Genomic DNA, 16053 nt, shown 5'->3' on the forward strand with positions numbered 1-16053 from the left:
AAGTAAAAATAGCCGAAGCGCTCGATCGCACAAACACCCTCTTTTTCCCCAACTCCAAAGCCCGCCTCACCACACCCTCCGGCCGACAAAACCAAGAACCAGATTTCCTCATCTTCCACCAAGGCAAATGGGGTATTCTGGAAATATCGCATCCCGATACCGAAAAAGATGAAACGCGCGATCGGCTGTTTGCATCTGCTGGTATCAGCATCATCCACTATTGCGACGCCCAAAGATGCCGCGAAGATGCCGATCGCATTGTCCGAGAATTTTTAGACATATTGAGTCAGGGATAGGGCGAGTGGTTTTTTCATCAGGGCGATCGAACTCTGTAATAAGGTAGCTGACGGGGTGACAACATAGTCAAAACATCGATCGAATAAAGGAAATAGCCCGATCGCCCCCTCTGAAAGAATGCTAGTTTATTGCGTATTATTATGATTAATTCACTAATAATATCTTGACAAAACTCCCTGCCAATTCTCTCCGCTTCGCTGCGCCCAATATTGAGCGTATAATCCTAAAATTGTTCGGCGACTAATCAGAAAATTCTGAAGACAGAGTAAAACAGTTTTGTAGTTTGAGGAGTTAGTCAAGTATGGGAAACCTGATACAGTTGATGCGATCGCCGAGATCGCTAGGTTTTTGGGCAGCAATCGCCCTAATGGTGGTGACGGTGCTTCCCCAGTCAGCACCGGCAAACGCTGCACCGAGGTCACAAAGGGAAAGAACCTCATCGTTAGAGAGTCGCCGCAATACTGCCCCCTTGCGTGTCAAACACAGAATAACTCAAGGAAGATGGATCGAAGTTAACTTGTCCAGACAGCGTTTAACTGCTTGGGAAAATAGCAGAGTCGTTTATTCCACAGCAATTTCCAGCGGTAAGCGTTCGACTCCTACTGGCCGAGGTGTGTTTGCCATCCAAAGTAAATATCGCGCCAAGACTATGCGGGGACGGGGATACGTCGTGCCTGACGTTCCGTACACGATGTTCTACTCTGGCCCCTATGCCATCCACGGCGCTGACTGGCACAACCGCTTTGGTACGCCCGTCAGCCACGGGTGCATAAATCTGCCCGTAGGTCAAGCCCGCAGGCTGTTTCGTTGGGCTCTGGTGGGAACGAGAGTTGTAGTGCGTTAGAAAATTTAAGGTGGCAGATTTGAGATTTGATGGAAAACAGATAAATTTGCCTCATCTTCATTATCCAGCAGATTCAGCCGACGCAGCGAATCTATCAGCTACGGCTTTGGCAATTAACGCTACCTGACGAGGAGGCAAAAATTGAATTTTTTTAACGATATCGTTAATTTCTGGGGCTTGCGAGACTGAATTGCCATCCAAAATGCTGAGAAACTCTTCCAGCGAATAACCAGCTCTCGCAGCAATTTTAGCCAAGTTTTCCGTCTCTGGAACCGTCTCGCCCCTTTCCCAAAGCTGAACCGCAGTAGCATAAACGCCCAAAAGCTTACCAAATGCTCGCTGACTCATTGTTCCGCGAGCAGTTTTGATGATTTCGCTAAGTTTTTGTCTATTTTGGATGTTCACGACTTAAAAGCTATGCGATCGTACCTACCAGTCTACTTACGAACTAATAAATCAACTATATTTTCCAGACGACTCAGCCGCCGCCGCGAGCCTATCCATCACGGCTCTACCAATGACGGCTAACTCACTAATGGGTATACATTGAATTTTTTTAAGCAGATCGTTAGTATCTACGGGTTCCTGCACCGGCTTGCCTTCAAGATGAGCCATGAGCTCTTCCATCGTAAAGCCTGCTCTTGTCGCAATCTGAGTCAAATTTTTCGTATCTGGAAGTACCTGCCCCTTTTCCCAGTACAAGACAGAAGCAGCAGAAACTCCCAACAGCTTGCCAAAAGCGGTCAGACTCATCGAGCCCCGCGCTAATTTAACAACCTCACTCAGTTTTTTCTTAGCTTCTGCGTCCACGGTATCAGCCACGAGATAACCACAATTCCTAGTTTACTTGTGTACCAACAAATTTACCTGTCTTGCTTGACAGGAGAAGATTTAGCAGATATTATTTTAATTACATTGAAAATTTTAATTTTAATCAAAACAGATTTAGGAGAAATAGCAATGACCAAGAGACGCACTCAAAAAACTCACAAGCCCAGCCGCAACCGTCAAAGCCTCACAGCCTCCGGTTGGCTAAAACCTCAGCGCTGGCAAATCTCCAAAATGGAAGCAGCCGAAGCCCTGAGAATGTCAGTCAAGCGCATAGTCAAAGTGTACCCCAAACAACATCAGGTAATAGTTGTTTACCTGAACCAGAAAGGACAAAAATGCAGTTCCTTTTTCAGCTACAGGCTATTTGCCAGATGGGAGCAAGAGGCGATCGCAGCCATAGCCAGTTGTCGAAACCAGCAAACCCTCGCACCTCTAGAAATCATCGTACAGTACGACCTCGAACATTTCAAGTATCCAGTGGCGATCGCCGATGCAATTTGGGAAGCCCTACTCAACCACATCCGTCAAGTCATCAGGGAACAAAGGCTCAGCAAACAATGCGCCTAAGTTCCCCATCAACCAATCAATTAGAAGTAGAAGCAGCCAACTCGACCAAACGTTCCTGCTGATCCTGAGAAATGCAAGTCTGAATAATCTCCTCAATATCTCCTTCCAAAACACTATTGAGCGAAAAATTCTCTCCCAAACGGTGGTCGGTAGCCCGATTATCCTTATAGTTGTACGTGCGAATTTTTTCCGATCGCGAACCAGTACCAACCTGAGCCAAACGCCGCGACTTCACCTCATCCTGCTGCTCCCGCAACTTAATGTCATAGAGCTTCGCGCGCAAAATCTGCATCGCCCGCTCCTTATTCTGCAACTGACTGCGCTCCTCTGTACAGAAAATCCGAATCCCAGTCGGCTTGTGAAACAAATCCGCAGCAGTTTCAACCTTGTTCACGTTTTGGCCGCCAGCGCCGCCCGATCGAGCCGTACTCATCTCAATATCCTTGGGATCGATGTGAATCTCCACCTCATCCACCTCCGGCATCACCGCCACCGTCGCCGTCGAAGTATGAATCCGGCCGCCCGCCTCAGTCACCGGTACGCGCTGCACCCGGTGCACTCCAGCCTCAAACTTCAGCTTGCTATACACGCTGTCGCCTGTAACTTCCAGAATCACCTCTTTAAAGCCGCCCATTTCCGCCAGTGACTCGCTCACCAATTTTACCTGCCAGCCTTGGGTTTGAGCGTAACGGGTATACAGCCGCAGCAAATCACCCGCCCAAATACTAGCCTCATCTCCGCCAGTACCCGCGCGAATTTCCAGCATAATATTCTTGTCATCGTTCGGATCGCGCGGTAGCAGCAACACCTTCAAACGACTTTCCAAATTCTCCAGCTTCGACTCAAGTTCCTCAACTTCCATCCCGGCCATAAGCTGCATTTCTCGATCGCTCGCAGCTTCCTTAAGAACTTGCCGCGCGCCCACCAAATCTTCCTGAGTAGTTTTCCACAGATCAAAAGTATCGACTACTGCTTCTAAGGACGATCGAGCTTTTGCTACCCGCTGAAACTCATAATTATCCCTAGCCACATCCGGGTCAGCCATGCGGCGAGTCAACTCATGAAAAGTTTGCTCCACCGACTTCAATTTATCCAGCAAATAAGATTCAGCCATGTCAAATGTCCTCCGTCAATCGATTTTAGATTTTAGATTTTAGATTTTAGAATTTAGAATTGAAGAGAAGTTGGGATAGAATCGCGCTCTTTCCTCAACTGCGGGCCGTAGCAACTCTTCAGTCTAAGCTCTCCAATCCAAGGGCGGATAGATTTTAGATTTTAGACTTTAGATTTGAAGACAAGTTGGGATACAATCGCGATCTTTCCTCAACTGCGGGCCGTAGCAATCTCCAATCTCAAATCCAAAATCCGAGAGCAGTCAGTTACCAGTAGCAAAAAATACTGCCAACCGACTGCGGACAAATGACAATCCGGCTACTTCTTCTTTTTGGCTTTAGCAGCAGCCTTAGCAGCATCTGCTTTCGGATCTTCCATTTTCAGCGGCCCAGACAAAGCATCTACCTGGGGCATTTCTACATCCGTCATGCCATATTTCCGCATAAAGCGTTCCACACGACCTTCAGTATCAATAATCTTCTGAGTGCCAGTATAAAAAGGATGATTTCCCGACCAGACATCTACTTGAAGCTTTGGTCTAGTGGAACCAACAGTCATCACAAGTTCGCCGTTGCAATAAACCTGAGATTCGGGATACCACTCAGGGTGAATGCCATCTTTCGCCATTTTTTTTACTCTCTAATTTTTGACTTTACAACCATTTTAGCTGGCGCAGGACTTCTACACCAACAACAGCAGCAATTTTGTCTTATACCTTTTGGGACCGGGAATCAGGAATCGGAAATAAACTTGAAAAAAAGGCAGATAAAATCTGAACGATTCTTGCCTTTTCTTTCTTCCTTCTTCCCTCTTCCTTCTTCCGTCAATCCGTCAATCCGAACTTCCGTTACATCCGTCACAAAATCCGTTGCCGAACTTCCGTTACATCCGTTACTTGCATCCGCTGCCGAACCTCGATTACCGCTTGGAGTATTGAGGAGCTTTCCGAGCTTTCCGCAAACCGTACTTTTTCCGTTCTTTTGCCCGCGGGTCGCGAGTCAAGTAGCCCTCCGTCTTCAGAGGTTTCCGGTTGTCCGGGTCTAATTGACAAAGTGCTCTAGCGACACCCAAACGAATGGAGTCAGCTTGACCTGTCAAGCCACCGCCTTCGACTTTGACCAAAATGTCGTACTCATTTTCCAGGCCCAAAGTTTCCAGAGGGGCCTTAGCGAGCGCCAAATAAGTAGGGTTGAATTGCAGGTACAAATCTCCCTCTTTACCATTGACAGTCAGTATGCCTGTGCCGGGAACCAAACGTACCCGGGCTACGGAACATTTGCGGCGGCCTGTACCCCAGTACACAGCGCGGCCGGTATCTGTTGCTTGCATTACTCATTTCCTCCCGGAATCGTGTGAACAATTAATTCTTCTGGTTGTTGAGCTGCGTGCGGGTGGTTAGGGCCAGCGTACACTTTCAACTTAGTAAACAGTTGTCTGCCCAGAGATGTGTGAGGCAGCATTCCCCGAATCGCTTCTTCGACAATTCTTTCGGGCAAACGTGCTTGCAATTTGGCAAAAGTTTCTGTTTTCATCCCGCCCGGTCTTCCAGAGTGGCGGCGGTAGATTTTCTGGGTGCGTTTTTTACCAGTAACAGCGATTTTGTCAGCATTGATGACAATTACGAAGTCACCGGTATCCATTGAAGGAGTGTAAGTGGGTTTGTGTTTGCCCCGGAGGTGCATGGCAACTTCTGTTGCCAGACGGCCCAGGCGCTGGTCGGCGGCATCGACCACGTACCACTTGTGCTCTAGGGAGTCTTTAGTAGGGACGTAAGTTTTGTTCATTGTTAGTTGTCAGTTGTTATTTATTAATTGTTATTTGTTAGTTGTCAGTTGTTATTAGTTACTGGTTATTTGTTAGTTGTTGCCAATAACTAATAACCAGTAACTAATAACTAATAACTAATAACCAATAACTAATTTGGGCTGAGTGTCGTACCAAACATCTGGGGGAAAGGGAAAGTCACAATAGCCAACCCGCAGCAGGCACAAACCTTGAGGGGGAGCGGCATATTTTACCATTTCTCGGCGTTCGTTGACCCAGATATCTGTGAAATTATCGATCGCCCTGGACCCTTGACCCACCTGCACCAGCAACCCCACCAGCAGGCGCATCATCCCGTACAGAAACCCGCTCGCCTGAACCTCAATATAGATAAGAGGCCCAGAACGGTGACACTCTGCGGCTTGTACGTCCACCCAAGAATGGGGGCGAGCAGACCCTGCCCGGTGGAAAGCAGCCAAGTGATGCCGCCCGATTAGCGGTGTCAAAGCTGCCTGAATCTTTGATTCATCCACAGGTGCCCGGTAGCAGTGCCAAGCATAAGGACGCACAAACAGATTAGGAATCGGGTCTGTATAAAGGGTGTAGCGATAGCGCCGCCAACTGGCTGAGAACCGAGCGTGCCAGGTAGGTTCCACCTTTGCCGAAGCTCGAATTAAAATATCTTTTGCCAGTCGAGAGTTGAGAACGCTTGCCCAGCGGTGAGCCGGAATTGGGCCATCAGCATCAAAATGGGCTACTTGAGCAGCGGCGTGAACTCCCGCATCAGTTCTCCCGGCTGCGTACAGCGTTACCGGGCGTTGGAGCACATTCGATATTGTTGTTTCAATTTCTTCTTGTACTGTACGCTGGTTCGGCTGTCGCTGCCAACCGTGAAACTCAGTGCCGAGGTATTGGATTACCAAAGCAATGCGTTGTGTCGATCGGGCATTTTCGATTGGGGATTTTGGATTGTCAGTCATAAATCAAAAATCTCCCACCCAAAATTGCATTAAACCAGTTCAACGATCGCCATTTCGGAATTGTCTCCTTGGCGGGGGACAGTTCGCACTACGCGGGTGTAGCCCCCGTTGCGCGAGCCGTAACGTTCTTGGGCAGCCTCAAACAAGGCGTGTACTAACTGTTTGTCGTAGATATAGCCCATAGCTTGCCGACGAGCGGCCAAGGAGCCTTCTTTGGCCAAGGTAATCATTCTGTCAGCTTCTGGGCGCAGCGCTTTGGCGCGGGCGAGAGTGGTAGTGATTTTACCGTGGCGGATTAATTCGGTGGTCAGCGAGCGCAGCATGGCGCGGCGCTGATCGGCCGGTTTGTTTAGTTGGGGGACGCGACAGCGGTGACGCATAGCAGTTGGTAATTGGTAATTGGTAATTGGTAACTGGATGCAGGGATAGATAGTCTGCTAAATCTGGCTGTCAATTCTTGGTTCTGAAGAACTTACGCAGTGACAATGCAGATTTTTTTGACCCGTTACCGGTTGATTAACTTTTAGCTGATTGTTCCTGTAGCAAGGTAATGCCCAAGCATTTTAAAGCTTCAATCACTTCTTCTGCGGACTTCTACCCGAGGTTTTTAATTTCGAGCAAGTCTTCTTGGGTATAATCCAATAAGTCTGCCACCGAGTTGAACTGAACCCGCTTGAGACAGTTGTAAGTTTTGACCTACAACTGCAATTCTTCGATCGCTATATCTTCAGGACGCATAGCAGTTAGTAAGTAATTGGTGATTGGTGATTGGTGATTGGTAATCGGTCATGGGCTACGGGTGAAATAAAATTCATCTTTGAGCCTGCTAACGATTACCCAGTACCTCTTACCGTTCGTTCAATTAACTTTTAGCTGATTTTTCCTGGGGCAAAGTTATGCCCAAGCGTTTTTGTAAAGCTTCAATCACTTCTTCTGCGGACTTCTGCCCGAAGTTTTTAATTTCGAGCAAGTCTTCTTGGGTATAATCCAATAAGTCTGCCACTGAGTTGATCTGAGCCCGCTTGAGACAGTTGTAAGCCCGGACTGACAACTGCAATTCTTCGATCGGAATTTGGCTGTTTACATCGGCCTCACCTGGATACTCGGGTTTGAGAGAATCTTGGGTGATGTCTTTGAGAGGTGCAAATAAATCTACCAGGATGTGGGCAGATTGACTCAAAGCTTCTTGAGGAGTCACACTGCCATCAGTCCAGATTTCCATAACCAGCCGGTCTTTCTCGGCGGTGCCGCCGAGCCGAGCATCTTCTACGCTGTAGTTGACTCTGCGAATCGGCATAAAGATGGCATCAATTTGGAGAAAATCCAAAGCAGATCCATCATCTCGAGTGCGGTCTACTGCTCGGTATCCGATGCCTTTTTCAATTCTGAATTCCATTTCCAGAACAGAACCGGGGGAGAGAGTCGCAATGTACTGCGATTTATCGATCAATTCCACCTCCGAGGGCAAATCAAATCGATCGGCCGTAACTGTGACAGGCCCGGTAATCTTCAACCTGCCGATTTGCGGCTGTTGAGAATGAGTTTTGAGAACAACCTCTTTCATGTTCAGGAGAATTTCCAGAACGTCTTCACGTACCCCTTCGATCGTGGCAAACTCGTGATTGACGCCCGCGATGCGGACTGAAGTTACTGCCGTTCCTTCCAAATTTGACAGCAGAACTCGCCGAAGCGCATTCCCGACAGTTGTTCCCTGACCGCGATCGAGCGGTTCCAGGACAAATTTTCCGTACTGACTTCGGTCTTTGTCAGTGTTAGACTCTATACATTCAATTTGAAACTGCGCCACGGAGTGACCTCCCTTTTCCACTTTGGATTTTTGATTTTGGATTTTAGATTGCAGAGCATACCCCTGAACGGATTTCGGATTTTGGATGGACGGGGCAACAGTTAGAACCATGATTTTTTGACTTTAATCAGTTAGCCATTATCCAAAATCTAAAATCTAAAATCTCAAATCGTTTTAGACTCTACGCCGCTTGGGAGGGCGACAGCCGTTGTGAGGAATTGGGGTAACATCTCGAATCAGAGTGATTTCCAGTTGAGCCCCTTGCAGCGCGCGGATCGCAGTTTCTCGACCGGCTCCGGGCCCGCTAACCATTACTTCTATTTGGCGCATTCCCTGGTCATGCGCCCGGCGAGCTGCACTTTCTGCTGCTGTTTGAGCTGCAAAGGGAGTCCCTTTTTTAGCTCCTTTGAAACCGCTGGAACCTGCTGATGCCCAGGATATTACTTCGCCATTGAGGTCGGTAATAGTCACAATCGTGTTGTTAAAGGTAGACTGGATGTAGCCTACCCCATTGGGTACATTCCGTTTCTGCTTTTTTGCACCAGATTTCTTGCCTGTTTGTTGTCGCGCCATATTAGTCTCTTTAACGTTTCTCTCAACTAATGTCCCGAAGCGCTAGGAGCGAGCAGCCCCCAGCGTATTTTTCCCAACCAGATGTTGTTACTTCTTGGAAGGTGCCTTTTTCTTGCCCGCAACTGTTCGGCGGACGCCGCGACGGGTTCTAGCGTTGGTACGGGTTCGTTGACCCCGCACGGGCAGACCCAAGCGGTGACGCCGACCGCGATAAGTCCCGATATCCATCAGGCGCTTGATGTTCATTGACTCCCAGCGCCGGAGGTCTCCTTCGATTTGGTAGGTGCTTTCTACGTGAGCCCGCAGAAGTGTCACGTCAGCCTCTGTTAAATCCTTGACACGAATGTCAGGATTTACGCCTGTTGCAGCGATGATTTTTTGGGCCCGCGACAGGCCTATTCCGAAAATGTATGTCAGACCTATTTCGACGCGCTTATCGCGTGGAAGGTCTACCCCGGCAATCCGTGCCACACTTTTTGTCTCCCTAGTTTTTCTGTTTGGCTACAATGTTGATTGAGATAACACCTGGGTGCAGTGCCCAATCTTGCTGTTTTCTAACCTTGGCGTTGTTTGTGTTTCGGGTTAGTGCATATCACCATCACTCGGCCGCGACGGCGGATGACGCGACATTTTTCACAAATTTTTTTGACAGATGCTCGAACTTTCATCTTTCTTCCTGCCTGGAGAACCCCGCTCTACTGGAGAGCACGCACGCTGGCCCGTAGAGCGGTGGGAGGAGAGGCTGGGCAAGGTGTAGACCTCTCCTCGATTAAATTGTATAAAGTGCGGGTTGTTTCACCAAGGAGCTCGCTTGCACCCACTCCCATTGCTGGGTAAAGTTCGCTGGCGCCAGAATTTTGGCGATCGATACTTAAACGGCGTAGCAATGACTTAACCCGGTACGCCGCTGGGTTGTTGACGCCCTTCTCGGCAACACTACAAACGTAGCATTATAGCATAAATTTGAAGCTTTTTACCAAATTCTCTCTAATTAAACTTAGAATTAGTTTTTAGAAAGTTTTATCTAAGCCTATTTTTTGCGAAGGCGATAAGTAATCCTGCCTTTGGTCAAGTCGTAGGGAGTTAATTCAACTTTGACGCGATCGCCAGGCAGAATTTTGATGTAGTTGCGGCGGATCTTGCCGGAAATATGAGCTAGCACGTTAAACCCATTATCTAGGTCAACGCGAAACATCGCATTCGGCAGTGATTCCGTCACTGTCCCTTCCATTTCAATTAAATCTTGCTTAGACAATTTGGTATTTACCTCAACTCTACATTTGATTAACTAGGAGTGTCCCGGCGTTTGCTTCAAAACCTATTTACAAAGTAGGGATCAGCCGATTTGAGATTTGAGATTTTAGATTAACTCCACAGATGGATCAAAGGAGGAGGAACTTCGGTCTAAAATTTGGGATCTCGACGACGATCGTCGGTGGCTTTTATCCGTTTTGGGCGGATCGAAGGCGAACGGGGCAATAATTCGGGTAGCTCGATCGACTCAAACACTCAACCAACCGCTCGCTAAAGCTTTACTTGAGTAAAGTGGTGGCAATTAGTATCGAGTTCAATCCTGTTTCTAGCAACCCTCACAAAACCCGATCGCACAAAAAGCTCCTAGTTAACATATCTTAGCAAAAGCTGGTGAGTAACAAGCTGTATTGAGAGGGTTCAAGAGTCGCCCGAGAGAGCTTGTTGCAGTTCTGCGGTCACTACTTCCATGTCGCGATCGCCATCAACCGCAACTAACTGTTCGCGGGCGCTGTAAAACTCAATCAAAGGCTCAGTTTGCTCGCGATAAACTTGCAACCGGCGGCGGATCGTCTCTTCATTGTCATCCTGGCGGCCCCGCGACAGCAGGCGAGTCACCAAAACATTGTCAGGTACGTCCAAATTGACAGCTCGCAGAGCGCAGTCCTTACCAGACTTACTTCCCTCAGTACCAACCTCACACAGCAGTTTGTCAAAAAATGCTGCCTGTGCCACAGTACGGGGAAAGCCGTCGAGAATCCAGCCTGCACGAGCATCTGGTTCATTCATGCGTTCTTGGACGATATCCATCAATAACTCATCGGGAACCAACTCACCAGCATCCATGTAGGCTTTCGCCTTTAGACCCAAGGGAGTTTTCGCAACCACGCAGGCGCGGAGGATGTCACCCGTTGAAATGTGGGGTATTTTCCAGAGAGCGGCTAAAAGCTGAGCCTGAGTTCCCTTGCCGGCCCCTGGAGGCCCCATAAAAATCAATTGCATTGCGATTACTTCACCATTCCTTCATATCGCTGGGAGATGACGTAAGTTTGAATTTGCTTGGCAGTTTCGATCGCGACACCCACTAGAATTAGTAGGGAAGTTGCACCAAACCCTCTAAAAGTTTGGACGCCGATCGCACTTTCGACAGCCGTTGGTACAATAGCTACCAGACCGAGAAATATCGCTCCCAAGAAAGTCAAACGGTTCAAAACCTTCTCCACATAATCGCTCGTTTTCTGACCGGGGCGAATCCCAGGAATACTGGCACCCATTTTCTTCAAGTTCTGAGACATATCTACGGGGTTCATAATCAACGAAGTGTAGAAATAGCTGAAGAACAGAATCAAAGTCAGATAAAAAAGAGCGTAAGCCCAAGGCGCCGGCCCGTTAGGACTCAACACATTAGCAACTTGAACCAAAAACGGCTGATTGAGAGACTGAGCAAGGAAAGAAGGCACAATCAACACCGAAGATGCAAAAATAATTGGCATCACTCCGCCTTGATTTAAGCGCAGGGGTAGATAACTGCGACTCTCCCGATAAACTTTGCGACCGACCTGGCGGCGAGCCGAAATAATCGGAATGCGACGAATACCTTCCTGAACAAAAACAATCCCGACAATCGTCACCAAAAAGACCAGCAGCAGAACAACTACGCGGCCTACAACTTGCGTGTCACCACTTTGAGCCAATTCAAAAGTTTGTCCCAAAGAGCGCGGCAAAACCGACACAATGTTGATAAAAATCAGCAGCGATGCTCCGTTCCCGATGCCTCGTTCCGTAACCACTTCCGAGATCCACATCACAAACATCGAGCCTGCTGTTAGAGCCAAAGCTGTTTGTGGGATGAAAAAAGGGCCCGGAGATTGAGCAAAGGGACTGACCCAAATCGCAATGCCAATGCTTTGCAGAACGGCCCAGCCCAAGGAAACGTAGCGAGTAATTTGAGAAATCTTCCGCCGCCCTGCTTCTCCTTCATTTTTCTGCAAGTCTTCTAAACTTGGCAGAGCCGCAGTGAGAAGTTGCACGATAATTGAAGCATTAATGTAGGGCAAAATCCCCAGCGCGAAAATCCCCAAAGCTGAGAGACCGCCTCCTGAAAACAAGTCCAGAAAGCCAATTAAAGGGCTATTTTGGACGTTTTGGGCAAAGGCGGCGCGATCGATCCCGGGGACTGGCAAGTGGACACCCAGGCGCACTAAAATCAATAAACCAATGGTGACGAGGATGCGGCCCCGCAAACCAGCAGCTTGAGCCATCTGCATGAACGTCTCTTGTGCAGTTGGCGCTTTTTCTTTACTAACGTCCATAGTTACGATTTGGGATTTTAGATTTGGGATTTTCGACTAAATCATTTTCTGATAGCAAGAAGAGAGGATTTGAGATTTGGACATCCTCTCAAACCTCAAATCTTTAGGCAACTAATTCGCAACTTCCGCCGGCGGCTTCAATTTTGGTGCGAGCACCTGCGGTAAAAGCCGCAGCGCGCACTTGCAGAGCCACATTCAGTTCGCCATCTCCTAAGATTTTCAGCGGCCCGTCGTCTGTGGTGACAATTTTTGCTTCGATCAAAGATGTGAGAGTAACTGCTGTGTTTGCTGGCAGGGATGCTAATCTACTTACATTAATGGTAGTGTACTCTTTCCGGTTCACTAGAGGGAAGCTTTTCAGCTTTGGCAGGCGGCGGTAAAGGGGATTTTGACCACCTTCAAAACCGGGTCTAGTGCCGCTACCGGCTCTAGATTTTTGACCGCGCATCCCTTTGCCGGAGCTCGCGCCTTGACCGGCAGAAATACCTCTGCCCAAGCGTCGGGGGCGCTTTTGGGAGCCTGCTTTGGGTCGGGCGTCTTGCAATCTCATAGTTTTAGTAATTGGTAATTGGTAATTGGTATGCAAGAGAGGGGGCGCGCAGTAGTTTTGAGTGCGTGAGTTTTGAGTTGCGGATTTTGTAATACTCAACTGCACACTTAACACTCAAAACTGACAGTTTCCCATTCTCTATGCCCTAACCGTAGAGGTTTTCTACTGGAATTCCGCGTTCTTGAGCCACTTCGGACAAGGTGCGGAGGGTGGAGAGGGCGTTGACTGCTGCTCTGGCGTTGTTTAAGGGATTTCCAGAACCTAGCTGTTTGGCTAAGATGTTGCGGACTCCTGCTAATTCGAGAACAGTGCGAACTGCTCCCCCTGCGATTACGCCTGTTCCGGGTGCTGCCGGACGCATCATTACTTTGGCTCCGCCACCTGCACCGTTGATGGGGTGAGGGATGGAGTTTGCTTTGGTGAGGGGGACTTCAATTAGGTGCTTTTTGCCGTCAGCGACGCCTTTTTTAACGGCACCGATTACGTCGCTAGCTTTGCCGACTCCCACTCCAACTTGACCGCGTTCGTTGCCGATAATGACTATGGCGCGGAAGCTGAGTTTTTTACCGCCTTTAACTACTTTGGTAACGCGACGAATCTGAACAACCCGTTCTTGCCATTCGGATTCTTTTTCGCGCCCTTTGTTGTTGCTACTTTTTTTCTTGTTGCGCTGTTCTTTTTGTTCTGCCATAGTTTTGTGTTGTGGGAATTGAAGATTGCTAACTGGTTGTTGGCAAGTAGAAATTAACAACTAGGAATTAAGAATTTTATTCTCGATAAATTCTTGTTTCTTCATCTAAAAGAATAAGAATTTTATGCGAGATTCCTGATTCCTGCTATCCGTTACATCCGTTACATCCCGTACACGGCTTCGTTGCCGAACTTGCTTCTTCCTAAAAGTCTAACCCGGCTTCGCGAGCTGCATCTGCGAGGGCTTTGACGCGACCGTGATAGAGGTTGCCTCCGCGATCGAATACGACTTTAGCTATGCCAGCGCTAGAACAGCGTTTGGCAATCAACTGACCGACTTGGACGCTCGCTGTGCAGTTGCTGCCAGAAGTGAGATTTGACTTCAATTCTGGATCGAGGGTTGACGCAGCAGCCAAAGTGTGCTGTGCAGTGTCGTCGATTACTTGAGCGTAGATGTGATTGGACGATCGAAATACCGCTAATCTGGGACGTTCGGCGGTGCCGAATACCTTGCGCCGCACGCGGCGGTGTCTGCGGTGGACTGATTCTTTGCGAGTAAGCTTCATTGTTACTTCTTACCTGTTTTGCCTGTTTTACCAGCTTTGCGCCGGACGACTTCGCCGCTGTAGCGAATCCCTTTGCCCTTGTAGACTTCGGGCGGACGCACCGCGCGGATGCGGGCTGCTGTGTTGCCTACGAGTTCTTTGTCAATGCCGGAGACAATGACGTTAGTGTTGCCTTCAACTGCCATGGTGATGCCTTCTGGAGGAGGCATTTCAACAGGCTTGCTGTAACCGACGTTTAAAATCAGGTTCCGTCCTTGAACCTGTGCCCGATAACCTGTACCGATGATTTCCAGACGACGCTGAAAGCCTTGGGATACACCTTCGACCATGTTGGCGACTAGGGTGCGGCACAAACCGTGCAGTTGTCTGGCGACGCGAGATTCGTCTCGGCGGGTAACGAGTAAAGTTTCGCCTTCTAGTCCCATGACAATTTCGGCTGGTATTACTCGGGAAAGTTCACCTTTAGGGCCTTTGACGGCTACTTTTTGACCGTCTAGGGTGATGGTGACTTTACTGGGGATGCTAATCGGACGCTTGCCAATTCGCGACATAGTTTTTGTCCTTTGTTTTTAGTTAATTAGTCGTCAGTTGTCAGTTGTTAGTTGCCAGTTGTCAGTTGTTAGCTGTTAGTTGTTAGTTGTTAGTTGTTAGTTGTCATCATTTGCTACTAACCACTAACCAATAACTAATAACTAATGACTGCTGACTAATGACTAATGACTACCAAACATAACAAAGCACTTCACCGCCTAAACCTTGGCGTCGGGCTTCTCTATCGGTCATAATGCCGCTGGAGGTGGAGATAATGGCTATGCCAATTCCGCCTAATACTCTGGGCAATTCTTTACGGTTCGAGTAAACGCGAAGTCCTGGTTTGCTGACTCGCTTAAGTGCGGTGATAATGGGCTTGCGAGTTTTACCTTTGTACTTTAAAGAAAGCACTATAGTTCGCTTGATCCCTTCTGGTTCTGCTTCTTCAAATTCGCTGATAAAGCCTTCGTTTTTGAGAACTTGGGCGATGCTACGGGTCATTTTTGTAGCTGGAATTTGTGTTGTTTGGTGGCGCGCCATGCAAGAATTGCGAATGCGCGTCAACATATCTGCTATGGTATCGTTAGCTGCCATCTTTTGCTTCTTACTCTAGTGCTTAGTTGTCCCGGAACGGCATTCCCATTTCTTTAAGCAAGGCACGTCCTTCTTCGTCGGTATTTGCTGTGGTGATGATTGAAATGTCCATGCCTCGAATTTGATCGATGCGGTCATATTCTATTTCTGGAAAGATTAGCTGTTCTCTCAGACCCAAGCTGTAGTTGCCGCGCCCGTCAAAGCTTTTGGGACTGATGCCGCGGAAGTCGCGGATGCGTGGGAGTGCGAGGTTGATCAGCCGATCGAGAAAATCGTACATCCGATCGCCGCGCAGCGTCACCATCACGCCGACTGGTACTCCTTTGCGGATTTTGAAGCCTGCGATCGCTTTTTTGGCGCGAGTCACCACTGGTTTTTGGCCGGTGATGATGGCAATTTCATTCAGCGACGAATCCAGTGCCTTAGCGTTTTGAGAAGCTTCTCCCAAACCCCGGTTAACGGTAACTTTGATGAGTTTGGGAACCTGATGGATATTAGTATATTTAAACTGATCCATCAGTGTGGGAACGATTTTACCTTGATAAAGAACTTTGAGTTTGTCCGGCATAGTTTTTGTGTTTCGTTAACTGTCCCTGGGCTTGGTCAGGGAATTGTTCTTTGTCAGTTGACAGTTGTCAGTTGTCAGTTGTCAGTTGTCAGTTGCCAGTTGCCAGTTGCCAGTTGTTAGTTGTTATTTGTGATTTGTTATTTGTTATTTGTTATTTGTGACCAATAACCAATAACCAATAACCAATAACCAATAACCAATAACCAATAACCAAT

The 16053-nt window shown here is 48.2% G+C and carries 23 protein-coding genes and 2 pseudogenes; 3 read left to right on the forward strand and 22 right to left on the reverse strand.

Annotated elements, in window-relative coordinates; genetic code table 11:
• Nucleotides 1-296, forward strand: a pseudogene (locus QT974_RS16515) (hypothetical protein); the annotation flags it as partial.
• A 302-nt stretch (nt 297-598) separates the two neighbouring features.
• Nucleotides 599-1141: a L,D-transpeptidase gene (locus tag QT974_RS16520; RefSeq protein ID WP_333469541.1), complete on the forward strand. Its 543-nt coding sequence runs from the start codon at nt 599-601 to the stop codon at nt 1139-1141.
• Between the two features lie 60 nt (nt 1142-1201).
• Here the strand turns inward: QT974_RS16520 and QT974_RS16525 are convergent, their stop codons facing one another.
• Nucleotides 1202-1489 carry a helix-turn-helix domain-containing protein gene (locus tag QT974_RS16525; RefSeq protein WP_333469542.1) on the reverse strand — a complete coding sequence of 96 codons (288 nt, stop codon included), beginning with the start codon at nt 1487-1489 and terminating at the stop codon, nt 1202-1204.
• Between the two features lie 108 nt (nt 1490-1597).
• Entirely contained in the window at nt 1598-1963 is a 366-nt protein-coding gene (locus QT974_RS16530) for a helix-turn-helix domain-containing protein (RefSeq protein ID WP_333366759.1), read from the reverse strand.
• A gap of 27 nt (nt 1964-1990) precedes the next feature.
• On the opposite strand from QT974_RS16530, the gene QT974_RS16535 reads away from it, so the two are divergent.
• On the forward strand, nt 1991-2539 hold the full coding sequence (locus QT974_RS16535) for a hypothetical protein (RefSeq protein WP_333469543.1): 549 nt from the start codon (nt 1991-1993) through the stop codon (nt 2537-2539).
• A gap of 16 nt (nt 2540-2555) precedes the next feature.
• Here the strand turns inward: QT974_RS16535 and prfA are convergent, their stop codons facing one another.
• The 20 genes and pseudogenes from prfA to rplE form a co-directional block, all read right to left on the reverse strand.
• Nucleotides 2556-3653: a peptide chain release factor 1 gene (prfA, locus tag QT974_RS16540; RefSeq protein WP_333469544.1), complete on the reverse strand. Its 1098-nt coding sequence runs from the start codon at nt 3651-3653 to the stop codon at nt 2556-2558.
• Between the two features lie 317 nt (nt 3654-3970).
• On the reverse strand, nt 3971-4279 hold the full coding sequence (rpmE, locus tag QT974_RS16545) for a 50S ribosomal protein L31 (protein WP_333469545.1): 309 nt from the start codon (nt 4277-4279) through the stop codon (nt 3971-3973).
• Nucleotides 4280-4570: 291 nt separating this feature from the next.
• Nucleotides 4571-4981 (reverse strand): 30S ribosomal protein S9, encoded by a 411-nt coding sequence (rpsI, locus tag QT974_RS16550; protein WP_106147490.1) that lies wholly within the window; start codon nt 4979-4981, stop codon nt 4571-4573.
• The gene (gene rplM / locus QT974_RS16555; protein WP_293189578.1) at nt 4981-5436 is read right to left on the reverse strand and encodes a 50S ribosomal protein L13; all 456 of its coding nucleotides are present in this window, start codon (nt 5434-5436) and stop codon (nt 4981-4983) included. Before rplM ends, rpsI begins: the two co-directional genes overlap by 1 nt.
• Nucleotides 5437-5553: 117 nt before the next feature.
• A complete protein-coding gene (gene truA / locus QT974_RS16560) occupies nt 5554-6396 on the reverse strand; it encodes a tRNA pseudouridine(38-40) synthase TruA (RefSeq protein WP_333469546.1) in 843 nt (280 codons plus the stop codon).
• Between the two features lie 29 nt (nt 6397-6425).
• Nucleotides 6426-6776, reverse strand: coding sequence for a 50S ribosomal protein L17 (gene rplQ, locus QT974_RS16565; protein WP_333469547.1), 351 nt, complete (start codon nt 6774-6776; stop codon nt 6426-6428).
• A 214-nt stretch (nt 6777-6990) separates the two neighbouring features.
• A pseudogene (locus QT974_RS34785) lies at nt 6991-7080 on the reverse strand (DNA-directed RNA polymerase subunit alpha C-terminal domain-containing protein); the annotation flags it as partial.
• Nucleotides 7081-7258: 178 nt separating this feature from the next.
• A complete protein-coding gene (locus QT974_RS16575) occupies nt 7259-8203 on the reverse strand; it encodes a DNA-directed RNA polymerase subunit alpha (protein ID WP_333469553.1) in 945 nt (314 codons plus the stop codon).
• Nucleotides 8204-8377: 174 nt separating this feature from the next.
• Nucleotides 8378-8776, reverse strand: a complete 399-nt coding sequence (gene rpsK, locus QT974_RS16580; RefSeq protein ID WP_333469548.1) for a 30S ribosomal protein S11 — start codon at nt 8774-8776, stop codon at nt 8378-8380.
• A gap of 87 nt (nt 8777-8863) precedes the next feature.
• Complete coding sequence (gene rpsM, locus QT974_RS16585; RefSeq protein WP_106147502.1) at nt 8864-9247, reverse strand: 30S ribosomal protein S13; 384 nt, start codon at nt 9245-9247, stop codon at nt 8864-8866.
• 83 nt (nt 9248-9330) lie between these two features.
• A complete protein-coding gene (gene rpmJ / locus QT974_RS16590; RefSeq protein ID WP_015178722.1) occupies nt 9331-9444 on the reverse strand; it encodes a 50S ribosomal protein L36 in 114 nt (37 codons plus the stop codon).
• Between the two features lie 362 nt (nt 9445-9806).
• Nucleotides 9807-10031, reverse strand: a complete 225-nt coding sequence (infA, locus tag QT974_RS16595; protein ID WP_006276978.1) for a translation initiation factor IF-1 — start codon at nt 10029-10031, stop codon at nt 9807-9809.
• Nucleotides 10032-10447: 416 nt separating this feature from the next.
• Nucleotides 10448-11029: an adenylate kinase gene (locus tag QT974_RS16600; RefSeq protein ID WP_333469549.1), complete on the reverse strand. Its 582-nt coding sequence runs from the start codon at nt 11027-11029 to the stop codon at nt 10448-10450.
• A gap of 5 nt (nt 11030-11034) precedes the next feature.
• Complete coding sequence (gene secY / locus QT974_RS16605) at nt 11035-12339, reverse strand: preprotein translocase subunit SecY (protein WP_333469550.1); 1305 nt, start codon at nt 12337-12339, stop codon at nt 11035-11037.
• Between the two features lie 103 nt (nt 12340-12442).
• Nucleotides 12443-12889 carry a 50S ribosomal protein L15 gene (gene rplO / locus QT974_RS16610; RefSeq protein ID WP_333265378.1) on the reverse strand — a complete coding sequence of 149 codons (447 nt, stop codon included), beginning with the start codon at nt 12887-12889 and terminating at the stop codon, nt 12443-12445.
• A gap of 145 nt (nt 12890-13034) precedes the next feature.
• Entirely contained in the window at nt 13035-13580 is a 546-nt protein-coding gene (gene rpsE / locus QT974_RS16615) for a 30S ribosomal protein S5 (protein ID WP_333270704.1), read from the reverse strand.
• 202 nt (nt 13581-13782) lie between these two features.
• Nucleotides 13783-14145, reverse strand: a complete 363-nt coding sequence (gene rplR / locus QT974_RS16620) for a 50S ribosomal protein L18 (RefSeq protein ID WP_333469551.1) — start codon at nt 14143-14145, stop codon at nt 13783-13785.
• A 2-nt stretch (nt 14146-14147) separates the two neighbouring features.
• Nucleotides 14148-14696, reverse strand: a complete 549-nt coding sequence (rplF, locus tag QT974_RS16625; RefSeq protein WP_333469552.1) for a 50S ribosomal protein L6 — start codon at nt 14694-14696, stop codon at nt 14148-14150.
• A 169-nt stretch (nt 14697-14865) separates the two neighbouring features.
• Nucleotides 14866-15270: a 30S ribosomal protein S8 gene (gene rpsH, locus QT974_RS16630; RefSeq protein ID WP_265233161.1), complete on the reverse strand. Its 405-nt coding sequence runs from the start codon at nt 15268-15270 to the stop codon at nt 14866-14868.
• A 22-nt stretch (nt 15271-15292) separates the two neighbouring features.
• Nucleotides 15293-15838, reverse strand: a complete 546-nt coding sequence (gene rplE / locus QT974_RS16635; RefSeq protein ID WP_293150725.1) for a 50S ribosomal protein L5 — start codon at nt 15836-15838, stop codon at nt 15293-15295.
• Nucleotides 15839-16053: the final 215 nt, after the last annotated feature.

It is taken from the genome of Microcoleus sp. BM001215392 (assembly GCF_036700185.1).
Taxonomy (GTDB): Bacteria; Cyanobacteriota; Cyanobacteriia; order Cyanobacteriales; family Microcoleaceae; genus Microcoleus.